We start from the raw sequence: 21,883 nt of genomic DNA, 5'->3' as shown, positions 1-21,883 counted from the left end.
TCGAGTCTCGCCGGTCCGTCGGCTCATCGTCGAGCTGGCGAACTGTCAGAACCCGAGACTAGCGTCACCGTCATGCCCCTCGAACCCAGAACACGCATCGATCGCAAGGTGAGGCGCACCGCACAGGCCTGTCTGCAGGCCTCGGCCGCCGTGGCGGGGGCCGATCCGGACCGGCCGGCCGGCGCGCGGCTGCTGGTGGTGCTGACCGATGTGGTGCAGTCCTTCGACGACTCGGGGCGGTCCGGCTCGGAGCAGGCCGGGACGCTGAGTCTGACGCAGTTGATGGACGCCGGGGAAGCCGGTCGCGCCGAGCTCTCCGCGATCGCCGACCGGGCGTTCGCCGGAGCCGGTGACCGGGACCTCGGCCCGCAGCTGGCGGTGGTGCACCAGCGACTGGCACAGATCCTCGACGCCCCGGTGCCCGACCAGGTGCAGGCTCTCGCCGGGCCGGTCGACACCTCGACCCTGCTCGAGGCGGCCGCCATCGAGATCTGTGCGATCGGTCTGGGGGCCGGGATCCAGATGCCCCGGACCAGCCTCATCGCCGCCTCCCGCGGACTGGCCGGTGTCCTCGGGGACAGATTCGGCGGCCGGACCATCGAGATGCGGGTGCCGCCGGCCACCGCCGTCCAGCTGGAGGCCTTCGGACAGGGCCCGTCCCACCACCGCGGGACCCCGCCCAATGTTGCCGAGACCGATCCGGCGACCTTCGTGCGGTTGGCGACCGGACTGGCGACCTGGCAGCAGGTGCGCGAGGCGGGCCTGATTCAGGCCTCCGGCTCCCACGTCGACGCGATGGCCCGGATGCTGCCGGTCATCGACCTGGGCTGACCGGCGGGCCGGCCGACCCCGCCGGGGCAGCCCTCCTGACTGGCTCGGCGGGCTGTCTCGGCAGACGGGTCACAGACTCGGCAGGAAGCGGTCCAGCTCGAACTGCGTCACCTGGTTGCGGTACTCGTCGTACTCGGCCTTCTTGTTGCGCAGGAAGTAGTCGTAGACGTGCTCGCCGAGGGTGTCGGCGACCAGTTCGGAGTCCTCCATGCAGCGGATGGCCTCGTCGAGGCTGGTCGGCAGAGGACGGATCCCCATCGCCACCCGCTCCCGGTTGCTGAGCTTCCAGACGTCGTTGGAGGCCTCCTCGGGCAGCTCCATCTCGTGCTCGATACCGGACATGCCGGCGGCCAGGATCATCGCGTAGGCGAGGTAGGGGTTGGTCGCCGAGTCGATGGATCGCAGCTCGACCCGGGCCGAGGCGGACTTGTTGGGCTTGTAGAGGGGAACCCGGACCAGGGCCGACCGGTTGTTGCGTCCCCAGCAGATGTAGCTCGGCGCCTCGCCGCCGCCGTTGAGACGCCGGTAGGAGTTCACCCACTGGTTGGTCACCGCGGTGTACTCGGGGGCGTGATGGAGCAGACCGGCCACGAAGTGCTTGCCGATCGTCGACAGCCGGGTCTCGTCGGCGGCGTCGAAGAAGGCGTTGTTGTCCCCCTCGAACAGGGAGACGTGGGTGTGCATGCCTGAACCGGGGTGGTCGGTGAAGGGCTTGGGCATGAAGCTGGCACTGATCCCGCGCAGCGCGGCGACCTCGCGGATCACCACCCGGAAGGTCATGATGTTGTCGGCCATCGTCAGCGCATCGGCGTAGCGCAGGTCGATCTCGTGCTGGCCGGGGCCCGCCTCGTGGTGGGAGAACTCGACCGAGATGCCCATCTGCTCGAGCATCGTGATGGAGTCGCGGCGGAAGTCGGTGCCGGCCCCCAGGGTGGTGTGGTCGAAGTACCCGCCGTCATCCAGCGGCACCGGCCGGGTGCCGGGCTTGTGGGCCTCGGTGAACAGGTAGAACTCGATCTCGGGGTGGCAGTAGCACGTGAACCCCTTCTCGGAGACCTTGTCCATGGTGCGCTTGAGGACGTACCGCGGGTCGACGTAGCTCGGCGTCCCGTCGGGGTTCGTGGTGTCGCAGAACATCCGGGCGGTGCCGGTGCCCTGCCGCCAGGGCAGCATCTGGAAGGTCGCCGGGTCGGGGTGGGCGACCATGTCGGATTCGGAGAGACGGGTGTAGCCCTCGACGGCCGAACCGTCGAAGCCGACCCCCTCGGCTAAGGCGCCCTCGACCTCGGTGGGAGGAATCGCCACCGACTTCAACGAACCCAGGACATCGGCGAACCACAGTCGCACGAAACGGATATTGCGCTCCTCCATGGAACGCAGGACAAACTCGGTCTGCCTGCTCATGGGGCCAGTCTGCCGCCTCTTCGTTGCAATCCCATAACGTACATGCCCACAACCCCCGGGTCGGCGACGACGAGGACACATACACTCGCCCACATGGCCCCACCAGGTTGGTACCCCGATCCCGATGGCACACCGGGACGGTTCCGATGGTTCGACGGAACCGACTGGACGGACCAGACCGCCGATGGATCCCCGGGCCAGGCCCCCGACAACCCTCTGCGCCAGACCGGCGACGGTCCTTCTCGCCCCGGGGGCGGGCCGGTGCGCGCCGTGCTGGGTGCTCTCGTCGTCATTCTGATCCTGGTTCTGGTGGGGTGGCTGATCCTGCGTCCCGACAGCGGGAACTCGCAGATGGCCCAGCCCGACCAGAACTCCTCGACCCCGACCGTCTCCTCATGGAATGAGAAGTCCTCGACCCCCAGCGCCGGGTCGAGCGTCGTGAAGTGCCCCGCCGGCGGATCCTCGCCGGGGTCGACGACCAACGACGGCCGACTGCGGTCCGGCAGGATCTCGGCGGCGAGGATCTCCGACTGGGCGGACCAGACGATGTCGATGCCGTGGGTGCGCAACATCTCCTCGCAGACCGAGACCGTCTACGTCTCCAGTCCCACGAGCTGGATGAGCGTCTCGGGGGTCGGGCAGTTGGCCGCCGCCGACGGATTCTCCGACCCGAGGACCGCGGCCCGGATGATGACCGAGTGCTTCGCCAGTTCGCAGTACTACTCCGGGTACACCGGCTCCAAGGTGGTCTCCCAGCAGGAGTTCGACCGCAACGGCCACACCGGCTGGTGGGTACGCACCGAGATCGACGTGTCCATCCCGAACCTCCCCCAGGTCCGCGGAGACGTCGTCGACGTCGTGGTGATGGACACCGGCCAGAGCGACTTCATGGGGGTCTACTTCAACTCCGCGACCATCGGGGACTCCGCCCGCCAGAAACTGGTGGACGCCGCCAGAGAGTCGATCCAGGTCAGCTGAGCGCGTGGCCCCCCTGGCCGACGGACTCGGCCCGCGTCCATCGACTGACGATGAGCATGCACGGCGCAGGGGCCTACCGCCGCAGGACCACGCCGGAGCGGCTGAGCCGCTTCGACGAAGGCCTCGCACTCCCCGAGCGGATCACGTCCGCTTGCCGCCGGCCACGACAGCGGCAAGACCCGAGACCTGCCGACGGCGGTCGGGTGTCGCAGCATGGTCAGCCAGAAGGGCTTCCCGCCCCAGGCCGGGCGAACGCGTTCCTCGCCGGCATCGGCGACACGGTCACCGCGGTGATGACCGACCACGGCGCCTGCTACCGGTCAGCTCTGCCGCAGGGCGTCGACCGGCTCGATCCGGGATGCCCTGCTGGCCGGGTAGAGGCCGGCGAGGCCGCCGACCAGCAGGCCGGCGACGGGTCCGAGAACCGCGAGGCGCCAGTCCAGAACGGCCGTCCACTGCTTCGCCCAGCAGGTCGCCACGACGATGACGGTGCCCAGGCTCGCACCGATCAGCCCGCCCAGGGTGCCCAGCGTCACAGCCTCGACGAGGAACTGGGAGAGGATGTGTCGCGACCGTGCTCCCAGCGCCCGCCGCAGACCGATCTCGGGGGTGCGCTCGATGACCGACACGAAGGTGGTGTTGGCGATCCCCACCATCCCGATCACCAGGCTCACCGCGGCCAGCAGCAGGAACAGCCCCTCCATGTCGGTGTTCACCTGATCCTTCAGGGAGGAGATGTCCGGGGGCTTCGTCACCTTGTATGTGCCGGCCAGATCGGGGTTCACCGCGTCGGCGAGTTGCGACGCGACCACGGCCGCCGCCCCGGGGCGCACCTGCGCCCACAGGGTGAAGGCGCCGGCCCCCGTCGGCGTTCCGAACAGGGCACGAGCGGTCGTACTGGGGATGATGACGGCATTGAGCAGTTCCGCGTGCCGCTGGGTGTTCGACAGGATGCCCATCAGGAAGAAGCGATGACCGTCCATCCAGATGGTCTGTCCGACGGCGGCCCGCGTGATGGACAGCTGTCGGGCAGCCCCGGGGCCCAGCACGACCACCGGCTGGGCGGTGCGCTCGTGCCAGTCGTTGTACAAAGCCCCAGAGGACAGTGTCGCACCGGCCTCGGCGAGCAGACCGGGGGACGCGGCCATGTAGGCCAACTTCGTGTCCGGATCGGTGGTGCCGGGCGGCGGGAGGAGCGAGACCTGTCCCTTCACGTCGTGAAGGCTCCAGCCGATGCCTGCCTCCTCCACCCCGTTGATGGATTTCACGCGCTGCTCGGCGTCGGGCCGAAAGGTGTAAGAGGCGACGGTCACCCCGTCCCCAGGGTCGGTGATCGAGACCTCGTTGGCGGTGAGCGGGTCGAATCTGCTGCCGATCTGGGCGGCGGCGGAGCTGGTGAGTCCGAGCACGCACACCAGGACGGCCACCCCGAGCACCGTGCCCAGGGCCGTCATGACGGAGCGTCCGGGCCGCTGAGTGATGCCGGCGAGGGCCTCGGCGAAGAGGTCGGCCGCCCTCATGGTGGAGCGGGGCAGCTGAGGGGACTGCCCGGCGTCCGCGGCCCCGGCCCCACTCCTACGCCATCTCATGGACCCGACCATCCTTGATCTGGATCTGGCGGTCCCCGTGCCGAGCGATCACCGGATCGTGGGTGATGATGACGATGGTCATCCCCTGGTCGTGGAGCTCGTCAAGGAGATCGATCACCTGGGCCCCGTTCTGGGAGTCCAAGTTTCCGGTGGGCTCATCGCAGAGCATGAGGTGGGGACTGTTCATCATGGCGCGGGCGATGGCAGTGCGTTGCATCTCGCCTCCCGACAGGTTGCGGGCGGGCGCGTTGAGGCGGGCGCCGAGCCCGACGCTCTCGATCACCTCACTGGCCCGCTCCCATCGCCGTGCCGGCGGCATCGACCGGTACAGCCCCGAAAGGCACACGTTCTCCAGCACGCTGCGGTGCGCCATGAGATGGAAGGACTGGAACACGAAACCGAGCCAGCCGCCGCGGATCGCGGTGCGCTGGTCGGCACTGAGCCGCCCGGTGTCCACCGCATTGACCACGACCGAGCCGGTGCTGGGACGGTCTAGCAGCCCGGCCAGGTTGAGCCAGGTCGACTTCCCGGAGCCACTGGGCCCGCACACGGTCACCAGGTCGCCGCGTTCGATCACCAGGGAGCAGGGATGCAGGGCCGTGACCTCCGGCGGGCCGGCGTAGGTGCGGCCCGCCGCCACGAACTCGAGCACCGGACCGACGGCGGAAGGAGCACCGATCATCTCGAGCTCGGTGAGGAGGAGGGCTGGATGGAGTCGCCGATAAGCACGGTGTCTCCCTCGGAGAGGCGACCGCTCACCTGGACACGTCCGTCTCCCTGAAGGCCGGTGACCACCGGCACGACGCGTCGAGTCCCCTTATCGACGATGGTGACGGAGGTATCTCCCCTGGCGCCGGTCGCCACAGCGCTGATGGGCACGTTGAGCACCGGGGCCTGGGAGGTCGCGGTATTGACGATGACCCTCACCTGGGTACCCTCCCCGGCAGTGATCGGATCGCTCGGAGCGATGACGATGCCGACCTGCTCCTCGACTGTCTGCGCGGGCTGGCCCTGCCCGTCCTGACCGGAGGAGGCCGTCGTGATCTGGACGGCGGACACCACCGCTGCGTGACGGGCTCCGTCGTCGGTGACGATCTCGGCGCTCTGGCGCGCCTTGACTCCCGTCGCGCTAGCCGCATCGAGACCGGTGACACTCGCCACCAGGGCACCACTCACGAGAGTGAACGCGGTGCCGCTCGCCTCCTTGCCGACCGCGGTGGACAGCGAGGCGACGGTCGCGGGCACCGAGGGCACGAAGACCACCTCGGAGCGGGGCAGCGTCGGCCCAGCCTTGGCCTGCGCCCGTTCCAGGGCCGTCGAGGCGTCGGCGAGGGTGTCCTGGGCCTCACCCAGTTGCCGTTCGGCCGAGCGCAGCGCCCTCCTGGCATCGACGATGCCGTCCTGCTGGGAGGTGTCGGTGCCGGACTCCTGGGAGGTGGCGGAGCCGGACGAGGATGCTGCGGGGACCGACTGAGCCGCCGGCCTGCGGGCTCGCGTGAGCGCGATCCTCGCAGTGTCCACGTCGTCCTGACGGGACTGGACGGCCTCCTTGGCCGAGGCGACGGCCGAGCGAGCCTCCTTCACCTCTTCATTGCCGGTGCTGGCGACCTTGTAACCGAGCTTGCCGTAGAGGCTCACCAGAGCGTCCTGTGTGTCGGGGCCGAAGCCACTCTCCTCGCCGGAGAGATAGTGCAACGAGCGGAGCGCCTTCTGCAGCTGGACGACGTCGGGGCCGGTGCCGCCGGGACTGATGGTCCGGTATGAGGGCATGGCTCCGGGCAGCAGGATCACCGGCCGCCCGCTCACCTCCAGCAGGACGCTGCCGCCTTGGACGCTCTGGCCCTCCGTGACCCGGAGGCTGCTCACCACGGCGCGTTCGGCATCCTCACCCGTTGCGGAGTCCAACGTGACGTCGGTCCTGATGCCGCGCTGGAGGCTCGCCCCGAAGGGCACGGACCGGGTGACGACGGACTTCTTGACGGTGTCGGTGAGTGGCGTGACCGGAGGTGGAGCGGTGTCGGCCTGGCGCTGGGCCGGCGACTTGAGGAAATGGCCGGCGATCAGCCCGACCGCCAGGAAAGCCACCGCGATCACAGTCATGACGGCGATTGCCCTGGCGCTTCGCCGCCGGCGCGGACCGGCCGCCATGAACTCACCCTCGTCGTCCACCTGCTGGTACCTAGCCCTTCGCGATGATGCCGCGCGCGGTCACCAGAGCCTTGCGCACGCCGTTCTGGGCCGACGTGAACTGCGCCTGGTGCGCGACGATGTACTGATTCTGGTAGGCCGTGTCCAGTGCGTACATGATGCCGTAGTAGTTGATCTGCTGGGAGCAGGTGGCGTCGTCGACGGCCACCTTGACCTGCTGGGCGCGAGGTTTCCCGGCCACCGACTGGACGGCGTCATCCTTGTGGGTGAAGGTGTATCCCTTGGTCTTCATGCACGCCGCCCACTTCTTCTCGGCGTCGAGCAGTCGGGAGTCGTTGTCGAGCCGGTCCAGAGCGTTGTCGAGACCGTCGGACGAGAGATGGATGAGATCGGCCCAGTAGTCCTTCTCATGATCCTGGATCTCGGCGTTACCCTCACCGTAGCAACCACCCTGGGGCAGGAGGTTGCCGTTCTTGTCCTTCAGGGAGGATTTCTGGCCGTCAGCGGTCACTCCGTTGAAGACCTCCCTCTCCTTCGGATTGGCCGGAGCCGCGTCCTTCACCTTCTCCTTGTCGTCCACCTTCACCGCGTACCGCGGGTCCTGCTGGTAACCGTACTGTCGTGCCCCGTCCAGCGAGACGACGGTGCTGTAGCGTCCATCCAGTTCCAAGGCATCGCTGGGCAGTCGCACGTTGTCTGGTTTCTGGCTGCTCACCACACCGAACCGCAGAGAGCACTTGTTCGCGACGATAATGACGGCGTTCTGAAGGGTGGCCGCATCCTCGGGGCTGAGGATGTAGGAGGCCATCGGGGCCTTGATCTGACTCAGCGAGGTGATGGGCGGCGGGTTGTCCGGGATGGAGACCGAGGCCTCGTTCCCGCCCGTGTCACCGCCACGGGAGCAGGCTGTCGCCATACTGGCTAGGGCAAGGACCCCAGCCAGCATGACTAGCATTCTTCCCGAGTGCATCATGAGATCTTGAACGAGCTGGCCCGGTCATTCAGAGAGGCTCCGACATACCCGATGTTCTGCCCGTAGTTCACATATCCGGTGGAAACACCACCGTATCCCAAGTTCGTGAAGAGATCGACGTCGCAACCTGCAAAGTCCTGAGCGCCACTCACGACATCGTTCCAGCCGCGGTCCCCCATCCAAGACATGACGGTGTCAGCATCGCTCGTTGATGCTGTACAATTTCCTGTCCCCAGAACGGTGAGCTTGTGACCCCCGTTGTAGTTCTCCCACAACACAGCCCTAGTAACCTTGCCAGAGGACCAGCTCGCATTCGATACGGCGTTCGCTCCGGGCGACGTAGCAATGACGGACACCAGTGTGACACCGGCCATCGCAATCGCCGCGATTCTCTTTTTCATGGTTGCCCCTTATCCTCGTCGTTGGTCGACGAGAACCACAGTATGGGATGTGACGATAACTGTCGAGCACTCTGGGCGAAAACGGTCCTTTTGGGCCCCTATCCCGGTCGTCGTCCACCAGAAATCGTGAAACAGCTGCCGAGATCCTCCCCGCCCACGGTGCCGTAGGTGCATCACAACGCCTTCGGCGCCTTCTCGCGCTGTCAGGGTGATCGACAGATTCCCATCAGGGGTGTCCTTTCGGCCACCCAAGCCCCATCTCGGGCGACCACTCACGATGCACATACACACAGCCAACGGAGGTCTACGCCCTTCATGTGAACTTCCCCTGGCGGCAGCCGTCTCGGCGCTCTTCATCGCGATGCTGACCTTGGCCTCGCCGCGGCCCGGATGATGACCGAGTGCTTCGCCAGTTCGCAGTACTACTCCGGGTACACCGGCTCCAAGGTGGTCTCCCAGCAGGAGTTCGACCGCAACGGCCACACCGGCTGGTGGGTACGCACCGAGATCTACGTGTCCATCCCGAACCTCCCCCAGGTCCGCGGAGACGTCGTCGACGTCGTGGTGATGGACACCGGCCAGAGCGACTTCATGGGGGTCTACTTCAACTCCGCGACCATCGGGGACTCCGCCCGCCAGAAACTGGTGGACGCCGCCAGAGAGTCGATCCAGGTCAGCTGAGCGCGCGGCCCCCCAGCCTTCGAGCGCCCCCTCGCGCGTCACCACCTGGGTCATCGGGAGGTCATGTGGGCGACCGCTCCCACCGCCAGCAGTCCGGCAGCCCAGGCCCATCCAATCCCGGAGGAGGGCCCGAGGATGGGCCAGTTCCAGGCGGCGTCACCTCCGTAGTTCGTTCTGCCGGCGAGCACTCCGATGAGGATCCAGCCCACCGCAGGCAGCGATATCACCGCCACCGCCAAGAAGCGTCCGGCGAGAAGAGTGAGCCCGATCCCGGCGGCCGTGCTGCGGGCGCAGATCAGCGACGCATCGCGGGGACCGGCGACGGCAGCGGCCAGGAACAGGACCACCAGCAGGACGCCGAATGCTACGTCCCAGATCCGTACTGGCCGGGCCGAACGGGACTCGGTGAGACGATCGGGCCGGGCCAGTCCGATCCCGTAGGCGACGATCACCGGCAGCGGGATGAAGAATCCCAGGGGCTCGTCCGCGCCGATCGCACCGATGATCGACGGCACCTGCACCCGAACGCCGCCTGTCAGCGCCAGGAGAACACTCAGCAGGAGGGTCAGCGCGTCAGTCGCCAATCCGCCTCGGCACTTCGCCCACCAGATGAAGGCCCGCCCTGTGTCGAGAATCCCCCTCATCGGCAGGCAGCCAGGTAGTCAAGGTCGGCGTTGACAGTCCGGCCCTGCTGAGCCCTCGGCTTCACCAGCAGCGCCGTAGCCCAGTCCCAGGCCTCCCGGTCCAGTCCGAAGCGTGCAGCGTCCATCCCGCCTCCGACCTGGGCGCCGGCGGAGCGCACCAGCCATGCCTGGGCGCGCTGCTGACGCTGGATCACCTCAACAGGCACCTGAGTGCCGGGGGCCTGGTAGGAGGCCGTGGCGAGAGCCTGGCTCACCTGGTTGAGAATGTCGAAGTCCGTGTCGTATCTGGCGTTGGCCACGAGCGCGGCGGCATCCCGGCTCCCCGGCTCAAGGCCGGTCGCCTCGGTGAGGGAGGTCGGCGTGCGCACCCCGTACACCTGCCATCGCGAGAATGCGGCGTCCGCCAACGAGACGATGTGGCGCGCCTGTCCGTCATGCTCAGGCAGGACGCAGACGGTGACCCGCTCGCCCGTCGTGCATGCGACGGCGGCGTGGCGTGGATCAACGGGCTCCCACCCGAGATGGTGGACCTGCACACCACCGAGTACCAGTCCAAGCGCCAGCGCCGCGACCACCCCGGGGCCTATCGACAGCCGGACCGATCTGCTCATGGTCCGGCTCCGCCCCCAGATTGCGAGTCCGGCGGCCACGAGCACGCCTGCCAGCACAGTGAGCGTCCCGGTGACCGCCGCTGGAGCCAGCGTCTGGTCGACCTGGCAGCAGACAACCCAGTCTCCGTTGAGATGACGCAACCACGGCACCGAGTTGACCGGGGCCAGGATCAGCCACAACACGGGGACGGCGAATGAGACCGGCAGAGCGACGACTGGCGGGGACCACAGGCCGGCGGCGATTCCCGCCAATGCCCACACCCACAACGACAGGATGGTCGTGGTGACCACGGCCATGGAGGCCCCACCCGAGAATGCCCGGTGCCGGGCGAAGACGATGACTGCGACGGCGGTGGCGGAGACCACCGACATCAGCCAGGGTGCCGCCAGGACTCGTGGAACGGATCGCCTGCGGGGCCAGGTGAGAACTCCCGCCCGCCTCAACCTTCCGCCTTCCCACGCCCCGGCAAGCGCACAGAGACCGGTGGCCAGCAGCAGATCGAAGGAGTCACGGGTGGCCACCGCCAGCCGGTATCCCTCGCCGGAACCCTCCTGACCGCCGAGGTTGGCTGCGACCAGCAGGGCGACGAGCGGGGTCAGCCACATCCCGGCGGAGACGCGCACTCTGGTGAGCCACCTCACAGCGCGATCTCCTCTGATCGGAGCAGGCTCAAGTAGGCTCGTTCCGCCTGACCGGGGCCGGGACCTGCGAGCCCGAGGAACTCTTGGGGGGTGCCGGTGAATCGCATCTGCCCCGCCTCGATCACCGCCACGACGTCGTAGAGCTCGCTGATGTCGTCGATCTGGTGGGTGGAGACGATGGTCACCCGGTCTCCGGGAATGGAGCGGAGGACGGACCGGAATCGCAGCCGCTGGGCCGGATCGAGGCCGGCGGTGGGCTCGTCAAGGAGCAGCACCTCCGGTTCGGCGACAATCGCCTGGGCCAGCCCTACCCGACGCAGCTGTCCCCCTGAGAGCCTTCCCGCCTTGGCGTCAGCCTTGCCGGCCAGATCCACCTGCTCGAGCGCATCCCCCGCGCGTCGCGCGGCCCGCCGGGCCGACAGTCCGGCGAGCCAGCCTGCATAGGCCACCTGCTCGGCGACGGTCAGGCCCGGCACTGGCGCGATGGACTGCGGCATGATTCCGACTCGTGATCGCAGCTCACGGCGGGAGGTCGGGCTGTCGGCTCCCGGCAGCAGGACCGCGCCGGAGCGTGCCGCGAGCGCACCCGACAGCACGCCGAACAGGGTCGACTTGCCGGCCCCGTTCGGACCGAGCAGCACCGTTCTGGAACTGCCGAACTGGCAACTGAGGGATCGTAGGACAGGCGTCGAGAAGTAGGAGAAGTCAAGTCTGTCGATCCGCAGCGATCCACTGGTGCTTGCGGAGAACACTTCAACCATCCCCTGAATTCGTGAAACTTGGGTTTGGATGACCTTACGACGACGTTTCACTCCGGTACAGATACGAGACCAAGATCGGTACATTTGGACACCTCTTCCGGCTCTCCGGGAACCGAGGCCATCACCGCAAGAGATCACGGACCCCCCGGGACCACGCCATTGCGTCATCTGCTACGCCGCCGAAAACCTTCATCGGTACCCTCCCAAGAGTCCCATGCTGTCCATGCGGCCACCCAACGCCAGCGCCAGGAGGTGGCGCCAGTTCCGTCCACCGGGGTCAGGGATGTCCCGCACAGTGGTGTGGCACGGTAGCCGAGATCTCTCTCGGAGATCGCGCGGGTCGGTCGCTGCCCGGTGACAACCCTGCGCACCCGAGGCGACGAGCGGCTCAGATGCCGGAGCCTTCACTCGGCTCGAGTGGATCTTCCAGGACGCCCACGACCAGACGTCTTGGCAGACGACACCGTCGGCGGGCGCATCATCAAGGCTGTCTGAGACGGAACCACCTTCACGAAGGCCTCGGACTCACGGTCCCCCTGGTGATGACCGACAACGACGCCTGCCTATGATCAGCTCTGCCGCAGGACGTCGAACGGATCCATCCGGGACACCCTGCGAGCTGAGTAGAGTCCAGCAGGGCCGTCGACCAGCAGGCCAGCAACATCGCTGATGACTGCGAGACGCAAGCACAGGAAGACCATCCGCTGTTCAGCCCAGCAGGTCAACACAACTATGACCGTCCCCAGGTCGGCACCTGCGCGAACCCGCGCCCACAGCGTGAAGCGGCCGGCACCGAGTAGTTCCGAACAAAGTCCCACCGGACCGCACTCACCTCGATTGTCCGCCGCCACGGGCATCAGACGATCGATGTCTGCCGCGTCTGCCTCCCCAATCACCGGCTGTGTAGCTCGCCGGCAGAACTCCCATCCGGACCGATTCCAGAACGGCCAACGAGCCGGACAACCACATCCTCCCCCCACCGCCTCGATCATCAACCATTCCCCGACCGGCTTGCGCTCTCTACTTGATCAAGCGCTACTCTCCACCTGTGAACGCGGGGGGACTGAAGCGACTTCGAGCGAGACTCCGCACCTTCGAGAGTATCGTGACCGCGGTCGCAGCCGCGATCGCAATCCTGTTCATTGCAGTGCTGATGACAGCGCCTCCTCGGCACGGTGCAGAGGTCGCGCCGTTCGCCTTGGAGATCGCCCTGTGTACCGCGGCGGCCTTCTCTGGCCGCTGGCCGCTCCTGGCCGGATGCGTGGCCATGGCCTTCCAGGGAGCATTGCTCCTCTTTCCAGGTACTGACTCGACATTCGCCACCCTCGCGGGCCTGCTTCCGGTGGCCAGTTGCAGCGCCCTCGGGCGGTGGCGATCAGGAGCCTCCCTCACGCTCGCGTACTTGACGCTGAGTTGCATCGCAGAGACCCGTGCTGTTCCTCCTCAGTCACTCAGGAGAGTGGTCTTCGCCACTTTCGGATGGGCATTCATCCTTTCCCTGACATGGTTGACAACATTCGGTTTTCATCAGCTTCAACGCGCACTGAAGTACAAGTACGCATCCCAGCGACAACAGCAGCAACAGATCATCGCTCGCCAGTTGCACGACACAGCCTTGCAGTCGTTGTCCCGGATCTCGCTCATTGCGGCCTCCGCCGATGCGTCCGCCCAGCCTGACCCGAACATCCGAGGCTCCCTCGAGAAGGTGGGCGATCTCGCTCGCGCCACCGCCGATGATCTCAACGAGATCCTGATCGCCCTCCGGGATCCGGATCCCGATCTCGACTCGGCCTTCCTCAACCACTCCCCCCTCCAAGAAGTCCTGGACTCAGCAGCCGAGTCACTCCGCGGCGATGGATTCCAACCCGTGGTAGTGGGCTCAGCGACCGGCTTGGCGCTCAGCCCGGCGTGCCATGGCTGCCTGGTGGCTGGGATCCGCGAAGCGGCGCGAAACATCGCCAAGCACGGAGCCCCAGGGATCTGCACGCTGCGCCTCACCGTCAATGCAGAGCGACGCTCGGTCACGTTCACCGCTGCGAATCAACTCGCCACCGGTCGCCAGGAGTCACGTGTCGGCGGACACGGCCTCATTGGCATGCGAGAGCGAGTCGCGATCCTCAACGGACGATTCAGTAGCATGAGGAGCACATCTGATCCCACGACATGGCTGACATCGCTCTCCCTACCGATTGGAGGTGATTCCCATGACTCGTCCGATCACCGTAGTCATCGTCGATGACGACTTCATCGTCCGCGACTCATTGATGTCACTACTGAACGCAACCTCAGGAATTCATCCAGTCGCCGCATTCGGAAACGGAGATCATGCGATTCGATATGCCTCCGAGCATTCCGCAGATGTTTATCTTGTGGACCTCGCCATAGGTGAGACCAATGGATATGACACCACCGCTCAACTTCATTCCATCTCACCATCATCATCGATCGTGATTCTGACAAACAGTTCCAGTGCCAGTGCCGAGATCGCCGTCAGTGCTCTCGGGGCATCCGCCTATTTGCGGAAGACAGCAAATCCCTCTGCAATAGTCTCAACTATTCAGAACTTGGGTCGACGGATCACCAACTCGAGCGAGCCACCACCCGGGACCGAAGACAGACTATTCCCCGTGGCAGAACTCACCGAACGCGAACACCAGGTCCTCACCCTTCTCGGTCACGGCCTCTCCAACAGGGAGATTGAGGAGAACCTATTCCTCAGCAGCTCCGCGATAAAGAAGCACATGTCGGCTCTGTTCAAGAAATTCGAGACACAATCTCGCCTGGAAGTAGTTGTCAAGGCAGCCGAGCTCGGAATGATTCGCCTTGCAACACTGAGAGATTGGAGCTCAGACGACAAGAGGGAAAGCTAGGAAATAGGTTGCAGAAGGAGTTTTCAGGCCCTTGACTGGGAGGGGCCAAGAAAGTGACAGTCAAGAAAAGAACAATACCTGCAGTGTAGGTTCTCCACGAACGCATGTCGGTCGCCTTCCAAGAGACGGTTGCAGAGTAGTACACGTCCCGATCGACGGCCTCGTACACTAGGCAGACGTGACTGCCATCAAGCCCTACCCCGTGAGTCCCCGTCTCGACGTCCCCGCATCCATCCCTCGGCCCCCCTATGTCGGCCTGGGCGATGTCGATGAGGACTACCAGGGCTCCCATGTGCAGACCCCCGAGGTGATCGAGGCCATGAAGGAGGCCGGCCGGATCGCCTGCGGTGCGATGCACGAGGCGGGCAAGGCAGTGGCCCCCGGCGTCACCACCGACGCCCTGGACAGGATCGCCCACGAGTACATGTGTGACCACGGCGCCTACCCGTCGAGCCTGGACTACCGCAACTACCCCAAGTCGATCTGCACCTCGGTCAACGAGGTGATCTGCCACGGCATCCCCGATGCCCGCCCGCTGGAGGACGGTGACATCGTCAAGATCGACGTCACCGCCTACAAGAACGGCGTCCACGGCGACAACTGCTACACCTTCCTGTGCGGTGATGTCGACCAGGCCTCCCGCGACCTGGTGACGCACACCCAGGAGTCGATGAACCGGGCCATCAAGGCGGTCCGGCCCGGCCGCTCGATCTCCATCATCGGGCGGATCATCGAGAACTACGCCAAGCGGTTCGGCTACGGCGTGGTCCACGACTACACCGGCCACGGCGTCCACACCGCCTTCCACTCCGGTCTGATCGTCTTCCACTACGACGAGCCCCGCTACGACGTCACCCTGGAGGAGGGTATGACGCTGACGATCGAGCCGATGCTCACCCTGGGCGACTACCACTCCCACCAGTGGGACGACGGCTGGACGGTCATCACCAATGACGGCTCCCGGTGCGCCCAGTTCGAGCAGACCATGGTGATCCGCGCCGACGGCGCCGAGATCCTCACCACCCTGGACTGAGTACTCGCGGGGACCGCCCGGGCTCAGACCCCCGCCGCCCGCCTGGATCTCTGCACCCGGGGATCGGGCACCGGGACCGCGGCCACGAGCCGTCTGGTGTAGTCCTCGCGAGGATGCGCCAGCACCTGGTCGGTCGGCCCCTCCTCGACGACCCTGCCCTGGCTGAGAACCACTGTGCGGGCGGCGACCTGCTCCACCACCGCCAGGTCATGAGAAACGAACAGGCAGGCGAACTCCAACTCGGACTGCAGGGAGGCGAGCAGGTCGAGCACCACCGCCTGCACCGAGACATCCAGCGCGCTGGTCGGCTCGTCGGCGATGACCAGGCGCGGCCGCAGGGCCAAGGCTCGGGCGATCGCCACCCGCTGGCGCTGTCCGCCGCTCATCTCGTGGGGATAGCGCTCGGCCATCGAGACCGGGAGCCGGACCTGCTCGAGCAGCTCGCGGACCCTGGCCCGCCGCTGGGCGGACTCCATCTCGGCATGGAGCATCAGCGGCTCGGCGATGGAGGCCCCCACGGTGCGGCGGGGGTTCAGCGCCGAGGCGGGGTTCTGGTACACCACCCCGGTCTGGCGGCGCACCGGCAGCAGAGCCCGGCGGGAGGCCCCGGCCACCTCGACACCGTCGACCCGTACCGATCCCGAGGTCACCGGAACCATCCCGGTCAGGGTGCCCGCGATGGTGGACTTCCCCGAGCCGGACTCCCCCACCAGGCCCAGCACCTCACCGGGGGCGATGGTCAGCGAGACACCGCGCACCGCGTGGACGGGCCGGCGCCCCCGGGCCCGGTAGACCACGTCGAGGTCGGTGACCTCCACGACCGCCGAAGCCTGGCGGCCGGTCTGCTCCGACTCCCTCCTCGCGGGGGCCTCGCGCAGCGCGTCGAGCCGGGGCACGGCCCCCAGCAGCTCCCGGGTGTAGGGGTGGCTCGGTCGGCTGAAGATCTCGTCGACCCCACCGCGCTCGACGATGTGCCCGCGCCTCATCACGGCCACCTCATCGGCGATGTCGGCCACCACTCCCATGTCATGGGTGATGAGCAGGACGGCCATCCCGTCGCGGGTGAGGGCCCGCAGCAGATCGAGGATGCCGGCCTGGACGGTGACGTCCAGGGCGGTGGTCGGCTCATCGGCGACGATCACCGGCGGATCGCAGGCCAGTGCCAGGGCGATGCAGGCCCGCTGCTGCTGCCCGCCGGACAGTTGATGGGGGTAGGAGGCGGCGATCCGCTCGACCTCCGGCAGCCCGACCCGGGTCAACAGCTCCCCGACCCGCTCCCTCAGCCGGGAGCGCGAGATCCCGTGGCGGTCGCCGTGGGCCCTGATGGCCTCGCTGATCTGCGCCCTGATGGTGAGCAGCGGGTCCAGGGCGCTGGCCGGTTCCTGGAAGATGGTGCCCACCAGGCGGCCCCGGGCGTCGTCGAGAACGGGGCGGGCGGCCCCCACGAGTTCCACCTCCGAGGTGCCACCTCCCTTGTCACCGGGTCTGCTGAGCAGCGCCGAGCCGCTCACCCGGGCGGTGGTGGGCAGCAGGCCGAGGCTGCCGAGCGCGGTGACCGACTTCCCCGAACCCGACTCCCCGACCAGGGCCAGCACCCGGCCGGGGGTCAGATCCAAGTCGATCCCCTCGGAGGCCGCCACCGCCGAGCCGCCGAAGTGCACCGACAGGTCGCGCAGCCTCAGCACCGGCTGGTCGGAGTCGGACTCTCCCGACGCCCCGGCCTGCTGCCCCGCGACCATCAGGCCGTCACTCCCAGGGTGAGGTAGTTCGGGTAGGAGGGGAAGGGGTTGACGAAGAAGTTCGACACCCCGGACCCGTGCAGGAAGGAGTTGCGACGGTAGACCAGCGGCACCACCGGCGCGTCCTGGGCGATCCGCTTGTCGATCGCCGCCCACTGGGACTTGGCCTCGCTCACCGACAGGGCCGCGGCCGAGGCCAGCAACTTGTCCACCTCGGGGTTGCGGTAACGGGAGACGTTGTAGCCGCCCGAACCGATCTCACTGGATGCGAAGAGAGGCTGGAGGTTGGCATTGGCCGACGGGTAGTCGGGATTCCAGGCGCTGATCGCCAGGTCGTAGGCCGACCCGTTGCCCTGGGTGGCGCGCTCGGTCCAGGTGTCGTCCTCCACCGGGCTGATGCTCACCGTCAGGCCGACCTTCTGCAGGGACTGCTGGACGGCCTGGGCGATCGCCACCGAGGCGTCGTCGTTGGCGGTCAGCAGCACGAGCTTGCCGACCTTCCTGCCCTTCAGCAGCTGCTCGGCCTTGCTGGTGGAGGTCGGGTAGAGGTCGTACTCCTGACGTCCGGGGACGCCGGGGGTGATGTAGGTGCTGGCCACGGCGGCGCCGAGGCTGCCTCCCAGAGCGGCCTGCACGGCCTTCTTGTCAACGGCGTGGGAGATCGCCCGACGGACATCGACGTCAGTGACCCGTTCGACGTTGATGGCCAGGTAGAGCAGGGGCCCGGCGCTGGCGGTGGCCAGCCTCGACCTGGCCGACGGATTGCCGGTCACCTGGGCGAGCTGGGCGGCCGCGACCCGGTCGGCGCCGAATGCGTTGCGGTCGGCTCCCGAGTCGGCGATCAGCCGCTGGGAGGCGACCGACTCGTCCTGGCCCATCGAGACGACGATGGTGTCGGGAAGGGCGGTGCGGATCGTGTCGGTGGAGGCGCTCCACCTCGGATTGCGCTTGAGGGTGGCGGAGACCCCCTGCTTGTACTCGGCGACCCGGTAGGGGCCCGAGGCGACCGGCTTGCGGGTGTAGGTGGCAGGGTTGTCCCCGGCGGGCACCGGGGAGAAGGCCGGGGTGGAGGCGATCCAGGGCCAGTCGCCGTAGGGCTTGGTGAGGTGGAAGACGATGGTCCTCGCGTCGGGGGTCTCCACCGATGCCAGGTGCTTGCCCTGGTAGGGGCCGGTGTACCCCTTCGTCCCGGCGAGCAGCGCCTTGTGGTAGCCGAGACCTCCCGACAGCGAGTCGGCGAAGGTTCGTTCGATGCCGTGCTTGATCTGGGCGGATGTGATCGCCGAGCCGTCCTCGGCCACCAGCCCGTCCTTGAGGACATAGGTCCAGGTGAGGCCGTCGGCCGAGACCTTGCCGGTGTCGGTGGCGAGGTCGGGCACCACGGCGGCCTCCTGGCCGTTGACGATCCGCCAGGTGGTGAGTCGCCGGTGCACCAGGGCCAGCGAGGTGACGGCCATCGACTGGCTCTTAGCCGGGTCCCAGTTGATGTCGGTCGCCGACTGCAGGATGGTCAGCGTCCCGCCCTTGGTGGGGGTGGCCGAACCGGTTCCGGAGGCCGATCGTTCGTTGGCCCCGCAGGCGGCCAGGGCCAGCGTGAGTGCGGTCGCCCCGGTGCCGGCCAGGAAGCCGCGCCGGGAGAGGGCCTTGGAGGGGTGGATGGGATTGACCATGTGACTGTCCTTGTGGTGTCGGAAGGGTGTCGGGAGGAGAGAGGTCTCAGACCCGTGGGTCGATCGCCGCCGCGAGCACGTCGGCGACCAAGTTCATCAGGATGACGGCGGCCGCGGCGACCAGGGTGATGCCCATCACGAGCTGGATGTCGGTGGCGCCGACGGCGTCCATGAACAGGGCGCCCAGGCCCTGGATGGAGAACACCTTCTCGGTGATGACCGCGCCGCCTAGAAGGCCGCCGAAGTCCAGTGCGAAGTAGGTGAGGACAGGTACCGAGATGTTGCGCAGGACGTGGTTGCCGATCACCCGGCGCTCCGGGAGACCCGCCGCCCGGGCGGTGCGCACGTAGTCCTCGCCGAGGTTCTCCAGCATCTCGCCGCGCACCATCCGGGCGTAGACCGCCGCCGAGATGAGGGCCAGCACGGTCCACGGGAGGGCCAGGTGCCAGGCCCAGTCGACCGGGCTCTGGGAGAGCGGCACATATCCCGAGACGGGGACGATGTCGGCGGTGAACCCGAGCAGCAGGATCCCCAGCAGCCCCACCAGGTAGGAGGGCGCCGAGACGCCGAGCACGGTGCCGGTCATGATCACCCGGTCCAGGGTGGTGCCGCGGCGCAGCGCCGAGGCGATGCCGGCGACGACGCCGATCACCATCCACAGCACGGCGGCGCCGACGGCGATGGAGAAGGTGATCGGGAACCGGGAGGCGATGAGTTCGGTGACCGGGGCCGACAGCCGGAAGGAGTAGCCCAGGCAGGGAGCCGAGCACCGGACGAGATCGGCGCCGGAGCCGTAGCTGGTGCCGGTGATGATGCCGGACAGGTAGTCCCAGAACTGCAGGTACCAGCTCTTGTCGAATCCCATGTAGGCCCGGGCCCGGGCCAGGCTCTCGGGGGTGCAGGGTTTGCCGCAGGCCAGCTGCGCCGGGTCGGCGGGGAACAGCTGGAAGATCGCGAAGGTGATGAAGGTGATGAGCACCAGGACCAGCAGGGTCTGGAGCAGCCGGGAGGCCAGGAATCGCAGGCGGTTCATCGGGCCTCACCGGTCCTGGGGTCGATGGCGTCGCGCAGCCCGTCGCCGAACAGGTTGAAGGCGAGGGTGACGAGGAACAGGGCGGCACCGGGGAACAGCAGGTACCAGGGATCGGTGCTCACCCAGGTCACCGCCGAGCCGATGGTCCGTCCCCATGAGGGGGTCGGCGGCGTCACCCCCACCCCGAGGAAGGACAGGGCGGCCTCGGCGCCGATCTTGCCCGGGATGGAGATGGTGGTGAAGACGATGATGGTGGCCACCAGGTTCGGCAGCAGCTGGGTGGCCAGGACGTGGAACTCGCCGGCCCCCATCGCCCTGGAGGCCTGGACGAAGGTGCGTCCCCGCAGCGACATGGCGCGGCTGCGCAGCACCCGGGCGGTGGAGGGCCAGCCCAGGACGCCGATGATGAGGATCATCATCGGGACCCGTGGCGCACTGGCCGGGACGACCGCGGAGATCGCGATCATGAACACCAGCTGCGGGAATCCCAGCACGACGTCGGTGGTCCTGGAGGCCAGGGCGTCCCACCAGCCGCCGAAGTAGCCCGCGGTGACGCCGACGACGATGGCGATGACCATCGACAGGATGGTGGCGCCCAGTCCGATGAAGAAGGAGGTACGGGTGCCCTCGACGACGATGGCGAACAGGTCGCGGCCGGTCTGCGGCTCCACCCCGAACGGATGGGCCGCGCTGATCCCTCCGAACGGCCCGAGCGGCAGCCCGGATCCGTCGAGGGCGGACAGGTTGTAGCTGTAGGGGTCTCGCCCGCTGAGTCGGGTGATCAGCCGCGCGAACACCGCCACCAGGGTGGTGAGGACGACCACCACCCCGCCGGTCACCGCCCAGCGGTCGCGGCGGAGACGTCGCCACACGTGGTGGGTGGACACCGGGCGCCCGTCGGGGGACGGATCGGGAGTCCCGTCGTGGGACGGCGCGGAGGGGGTGTCGGGATGGTGTCTGTCGGCGTTGTCCACGTCAGACAGGGCTCCCGGTTCGGGGGTGGTCACAGAGTTACCTCAGAGGCGGAATCGACGAATGGTGCAGTGGTGCTGTCTCAGCGACAACAACAACACATTCGCTCGTGCATCGTCCTCTTCCCGGATCTCCCGACGGCCCGCAGGTGCGGTCCGGAGTTGTTGTGACATTATCACCGCTTGAGACGCGAGCTCAATCCTCGAGACCTTCGCGACTGCCCTGGGAGCCCCGGCGAGAGCCCTGGTGAGGGCCCTGTGGGTCCGGGTTCTGGGGGCGCGGACCGTGAGGAGGCACCAGCCCGGCCGCCAGCCCGATCGCACAGGAGACGGCGTGATAGTCGCGTCCGGCCGCCATGAGCGCCATGCAGGCGATCGCGACGCCCGCCCAGAGGAGGGCACGGCGGTCCGGCCGGGAGAGCAGCAGGTTCGAGACGAGAGCCGAGCCGAGAGCGAACACCGCCATCGAGTTGCCCCCGCCGACCGGTTCCAGGACGGGACCGACGGCGAGGTTGGAGAGGACCGCCCCCGACCAGAAGGTGATCCAGACCCGCCCGGCCGACCAGTACCGCTGGGCCGGGACGAGGACCAGGGTCAGGCAGAACAGATTGAACACCAGTCCGAGGGGGCCACCGTCTTGCACGACGACGGAGGTGACCAACCGCCACAGCTGCCCCGAGCCGATGCGCGCCCAGTCCCGTTCCAGGGCGGGCAGCAGGGCCGGGACGACCAACTGGATCAGGGAGGGCACCACAACCACCAGCCACAGCGCGGCGGTGGAGGCCCGGGGCCGCTGCCACGGGCCGCCGGGACGCCTCGCGGCGGTGCTGGCGGCCAGCAGAACCGCCACGACCAGAACCCACGAGGAGACGGCGACCAGCGAACCCATCATTGGCGCGATGCT

19 protein-coding genes and 2 pseudogenes are annotated in these 21,883 nt (G+C 67.5%); 7 read left to right on the top strand and 14 right to left on the bottom strand.

Annotated elements, in window-relative coordinates; genetic code table 11:
• Window positions 1-72: 72 nt before the first annotated feature.
• Window positions 73-831: a sterol carrier family protein gene (locus tag H590_RS15055; protein WP_126412627.1), complete on the top strand. Its 759-nt coding sequence runs from the start codon at window positions 73-75 to the stop codon at window positions 829-831.
• Between the two features lie 69 nt (window positions 832-900).
• Here the strand turns inward: H590_RS15055 and glnA are convergent, their stop codons facing one another.
• On the bottom strand, window positions 901-2,202 hold the full coding sequence (gene glnA, locus H590_RS0105465; RefSeq protein ID WP_028702770.1) for a type I glutamate--ammonia ligase: 1,302 nt from the start codon (window positions 2,200-2,202) through the stop codon (window positions 901-903).
• Window positions 2,203-2,277: 75 nt separating this feature from the next.
• Here glnA and H590_RS19295 point away from each other — a divergent pair.
• Both H590_RS19295 and H590_RS19095 read left to right on the top strand, forming a co-directional pair.
• Window positions 2,278-2,427: pseudogene (locus H590_RS19295) on the top strand (DUF2510 domain-containing protein); the annotation flags it as partial.
• A gap of 360 nt (window positions 2,428-2,787) precedes the next feature.
• Window positions 2,788-3,213 (top strand): hypothetical protein, encoded by a 426-nt coding sequence (locus H590_RS19095; RefSeq protein ID WP_036981234.1) that lies wholly within the window; start codon window positions 2,788-2,790, stop codon window positions 3,211-3,213.
• A 320-nt stretch (window positions 3,214-3,533) separates the two neighbouring features.
• Here the strand turns inward: H590_RS19095 and H590_RS0105455 are convergent, their stop codons facing one another.
• The 5 genes from H590_RS0105455 to H590_RS18275 are packed head-to-tail and all read right to left on the bottom strand — an operon-like array spanning window position 3,534 to window position 8,324.
• Window positions 3,534-4,802 carry an ABC transporter permease gene (locus tag H590_RS0105455; protein WP_027588150.1) on the bottom strand — a complete coding sequence of 423 codons (1,269 nt, stop codon included), beginning with the start codon at window positions 4,800-4,802 and terminating at the stop codon, window positions 3,534-3,536.
• Window positions 4,789-5,484, bottom strand: coding sequence for an ABC transporter ATP-binding protein (locus tag H590_RS0105450; protein ID WP_027588149.1), 696 nt, complete (start codon window positions 5,482-5,484; stop codon window positions 4,789-4,791). The genes H590_RS0105455 and H590_RS0105450 overlap by 14 nt, the downstream gene beginning before the upstream one ends.
• The gene (locus H590_RS0105445; protein ID WP_027588148.1) at window positions 5,481-6,971 is read right to left on the bottom strand and encodes a hypothetical protein; all 1,491 of its coding nucleotides are present in this window, start codon (window positions 6,969-6,971) and stop codon (window positions 5,481-5,483) included. Before H590_RS0105445 ends, H590_RS0105450 begins: the two co-directional genes overlap by 4 nt.
• A gap of 10 nt (window positions 6,972-6,981) precedes the next feature.
• Complete coding sequence (locus tag H590_RS0105440) at window positions 6,982-7,866, bottom strand: hypothetical protein (RefSeq protein ID WP_036981183.1); 885 nt, start codon at window positions 7,864-7,866, stop codon at window positions 6,982-6,984.
• A 53-nt stretch (window positions 7,867-7,919) separates the two neighbouring features.
• Window positions 7,920-8,324, bottom strand: a complete 405-nt coding sequence (locus H590_RS18275; protein WP_126412629.1) for a hypothetical protein — start codon at window positions 8,322-8,324, stop codon at window positions 7,920-7,922.
• A gap of 381 nt (window positions 8,325-8,705) precedes the next feature.
• On the opposite strand from H590_RS18275, the pseudogene H590_RS15050 reads away from it, so the two are divergent.
• Window positions 8,706-9,005, top strand: a pseudogene (locus H590_RS15050) (DUF2510 domain-containing protein); the annotation flags it as partial.
• Between the two features lie 50 nt (window positions 9,006-9,055).
• Here the strand turns inward: H590_RS15050 and H590_RS0105430 are convergent.
• Genes H590_RS0105430 through H590_RS0105420 form a run of 3 tightly spaced genes read right to left on the bottom strand, consistent with a single transcriptional unit; the run spans window position 9,056 to window position 11,627 of the window.
• On the bottom strand, window positions 9,056-9,589 hold the full coding sequence (locus H590_RS0105430; RefSeq protein WP_028702768.1) for a hypothetical protein: 534 nt from the start codon (window positions 9,587-9,589) through the stop codon (window positions 9,056-9,058).
• A gap of 56 nt (window positions 9,590-9,645) precedes the next feature.
• Window positions 9,646-10,902: a DUF7224 domain-containing protein gene (locus H590_RS17195; RefSeq protein WP_051238204.1), complete on the bottom strand. Its 1,257-nt coding sequence runs from the start codon at window positions 10,900-10,902 to the stop codon at window positions 9,646-9,648.
• A complete protein-coding gene (locus tag H590_RS0105420) occupies window positions 10,899-11,627 on the bottom strand; it encodes an ATP-binding cassette domain-containing protein (RefSeq protein WP_027588144.1) in 729 nt (242 codons plus the stop codon). The genes H590_RS17195 and H590_RS0105420 overlap by 4 nt, the downstream gene beginning before the upstream one ends.
• A gap of 1,141 nt (window positions 11,628-12,768) precedes the next feature.
• On the opposite strand from H590_RS0105420, the gene H590_RS0105410 reads away from it, so the two are divergent.
• The 3 genes from H590_RS0105410 (at window position 12,769) to map (ending at window position 15,566) form a co-directional block, all read left to right on the top strand.
• Entirely contained in the window at window positions 12,769-13,902 is a 1,134-nt protein-coding gene (locus H590_RS0105410) for a sensor histidine kinase (RefSeq protein WP_036925738.1), read from the top strand.
• Window positions 13,868-14,533: a response regulator transcription factor gene (locus H590_RS17835; protein ID WP_084149290.1), complete on the top strand. Its 666-nt coding sequence runs from the start codon at window positions 13,868-13,870 to the stop codon at window positions 14,531-14,533. Before H590_RS0105410 ends, H590_RS17835 begins: the two co-directional genes overlap by 35 nt.
• A 292-nt stretch (window positions 14,534-14,825) precedes the next feature.
• Window positions 14,826-15,566, top strand: coding sequence for a type I methionyl aminopeptidase (map, locus tag H590_RS0105400; RefSeq protein ID WP_269471513.1), 741 nt, complete (start codon window positions 14,826-14,828; stop codon window positions 15,564-15,566).
• Window positions 15,567-15,589: 23 nt separating this feature from the next.
• Here the strand turns inward: map and H590_RS0105395 are convergent, their stop codons facing one another.
• The 5 genes from H590_RS0105395 to H590_RS17190 form a co-directional block, all read right to left on the bottom strand.
• A complete protein-coding gene (locus tag H590_RS0105395) occupies window positions 15,590-17,305 on the bottom strand; it encodes a dipeptide ABC transporter ATP-binding protein (RefSeq protein WP_028702766.1) in 1,716 nt (571 codons plus the stop codon).
• Entirely contained in the window at window positions 17,305-18,975 is a 1,671-nt protein-coding gene (locus H590_RS0105390; RefSeq protein WP_028702765.1) for an ABC transporter substrate-binding protein, read from the bottom strand. The genes H590_RS0105395 and H590_RS0105390 overlap by 1 nt, the downstream gene beginning before the upstream one ends.
• A 46-nt stretch (window positions 18,976-19,021) precedes the next feature.
• On the bottom strand, window positions 19,022-20,008 hold the full coding sequence (locus tag H590_RS0105385; protein ID WP_028702764.1) for an ABC transporter permease: 987 nt from the start codon (window positions 20,006-20,008) through the stop codon (window positions 19,022-19,024).
• Complete coding sequence (locus H590_RS0105380; RefSeq protein WP_232020980.1) at window positions 20,005-21,015, bottom strand: ABC transporter permease; 1,011 nt, start codon at window positions 21,013-21,015, stop codon at window positions 20,005-20,007. The genes H590_RS0105385 and H590_RS0105380 overlap by 4 nt, the downstream gene beginning before the upstream one ends.
• 160 nt (window positions 21,016-21,175) lie before the next feature.
• Complete coding sequence (locus H590_RS17190; protein WP_051238203.1) at window positions 21,176-21,871, bottom strand: rhomboid family intramembrane serine protease; 696 nt, start codon at window positions 21,869-21,871, stop codon at window positions 21,176-21,178.
• Window positions 21,872-21,883: the final 12 nt, after the last annotated feature.

It is taken from the genome of Acidipropionibacterium jensenii DSM 20535 (genome assembly GCF_000425285.1).
GTDB classification, from domain to species: domain Bacteria; phylum Actinomycetota; class Actinomycetes; order Propionibacteriales; family Propionibacteriaceae; genus Acidipropionibacterium; species Acidipropionibacterium jensenii.
This window is presented reverse-complemented; position numbering and strand designations above follow the sequence as displayed.

Bases quoted from the DNA above. Each gene is read 5' to 3' on its own strand.
- H590_RS0105450 (WP_027588149.1), bottom strand. From the start codon at position 5,484: ATGATCGGTGCTCCTTCCGCCGTCGGTCCGGTGCTCGAGTTCGTGGCG.
- H590_RS17190 (WP_051238203.1), bottom strand. From the start codon at position 21,871: ATGATGGGTTCGCTGGTCGCCGTCTCCTCGTGGGTTCTGGTCGTGGCG.
- H590_RS19095 (WP_036981234.1), top strand. From the start codon at position 2,788: ATGCCGTGGGTGCGCAACATCTCCTCGCAGACCGAGACCGTCTACGTC.
- H590_RS0105385 (WP_028702764.1), bottom strand. From the start codon at position 20,008: ATGAACCGCCTGCGATTCCTGGCCTCCCGGCTGCTCCAGACCCTGCTG.
- H590_RS18275 (WP_126412629.1), bottom strand. From the start codon at position 8,324: ATGAAAAAGAGAATCGCGGCGATTGCGATGGCCGGTGTCACACTGGTG.
- H590_RS0105440 (WP_036981183.1), bottom strand. From the start codon at position 7,866: ATGGCGACAGCCTGCTCCCGTGGCGGTGACACGGGCGGGAACGAGGCC.
- H590_RS17835 (WP_084149290.1), top strand. From the start codon at position 13,868: ATGACTCGTCCGATCACCGTAGTCATCGTCGATGACGACTTCATCGTC.
- glnA (WP_028702770.1), bottom strand. From the start codon at position 2,202: ATGGAGGAGCGCAATATCCGTTTCGTGCGACTGTGGTTCGCCGATGTC.
- H590_RS0105390 (WP_028702765.1), bottom strand. From the start codon at position 18,975: ATGGTCAATCCCATCCACCCCTCCAAGGCCCTCTCCCGGCGCGGCTTC.
- H590_RS15055 (WP_126412627.1), top strand. From the start codon at position 73: ATGCCCCTCGAACCCAGAACACGCATCGATCGCAAGGTGAGGCGCACC.
- H590_RS0105455 (WP_027588150.1), bottom strand. From the start codon at position 4,802: ATGAGATGGCGTAGGAGTGGGGCCGGGGCCGCGGACGCCGGGCAGTCC.
- H590_RS0105395 (WP_028702766.1), bottom strand. From the start codon at position 17,305: ATGGTCGCGGGGCAGCAGGCCGGGGCGTCGGGAGAGTCCGACTCCGAC.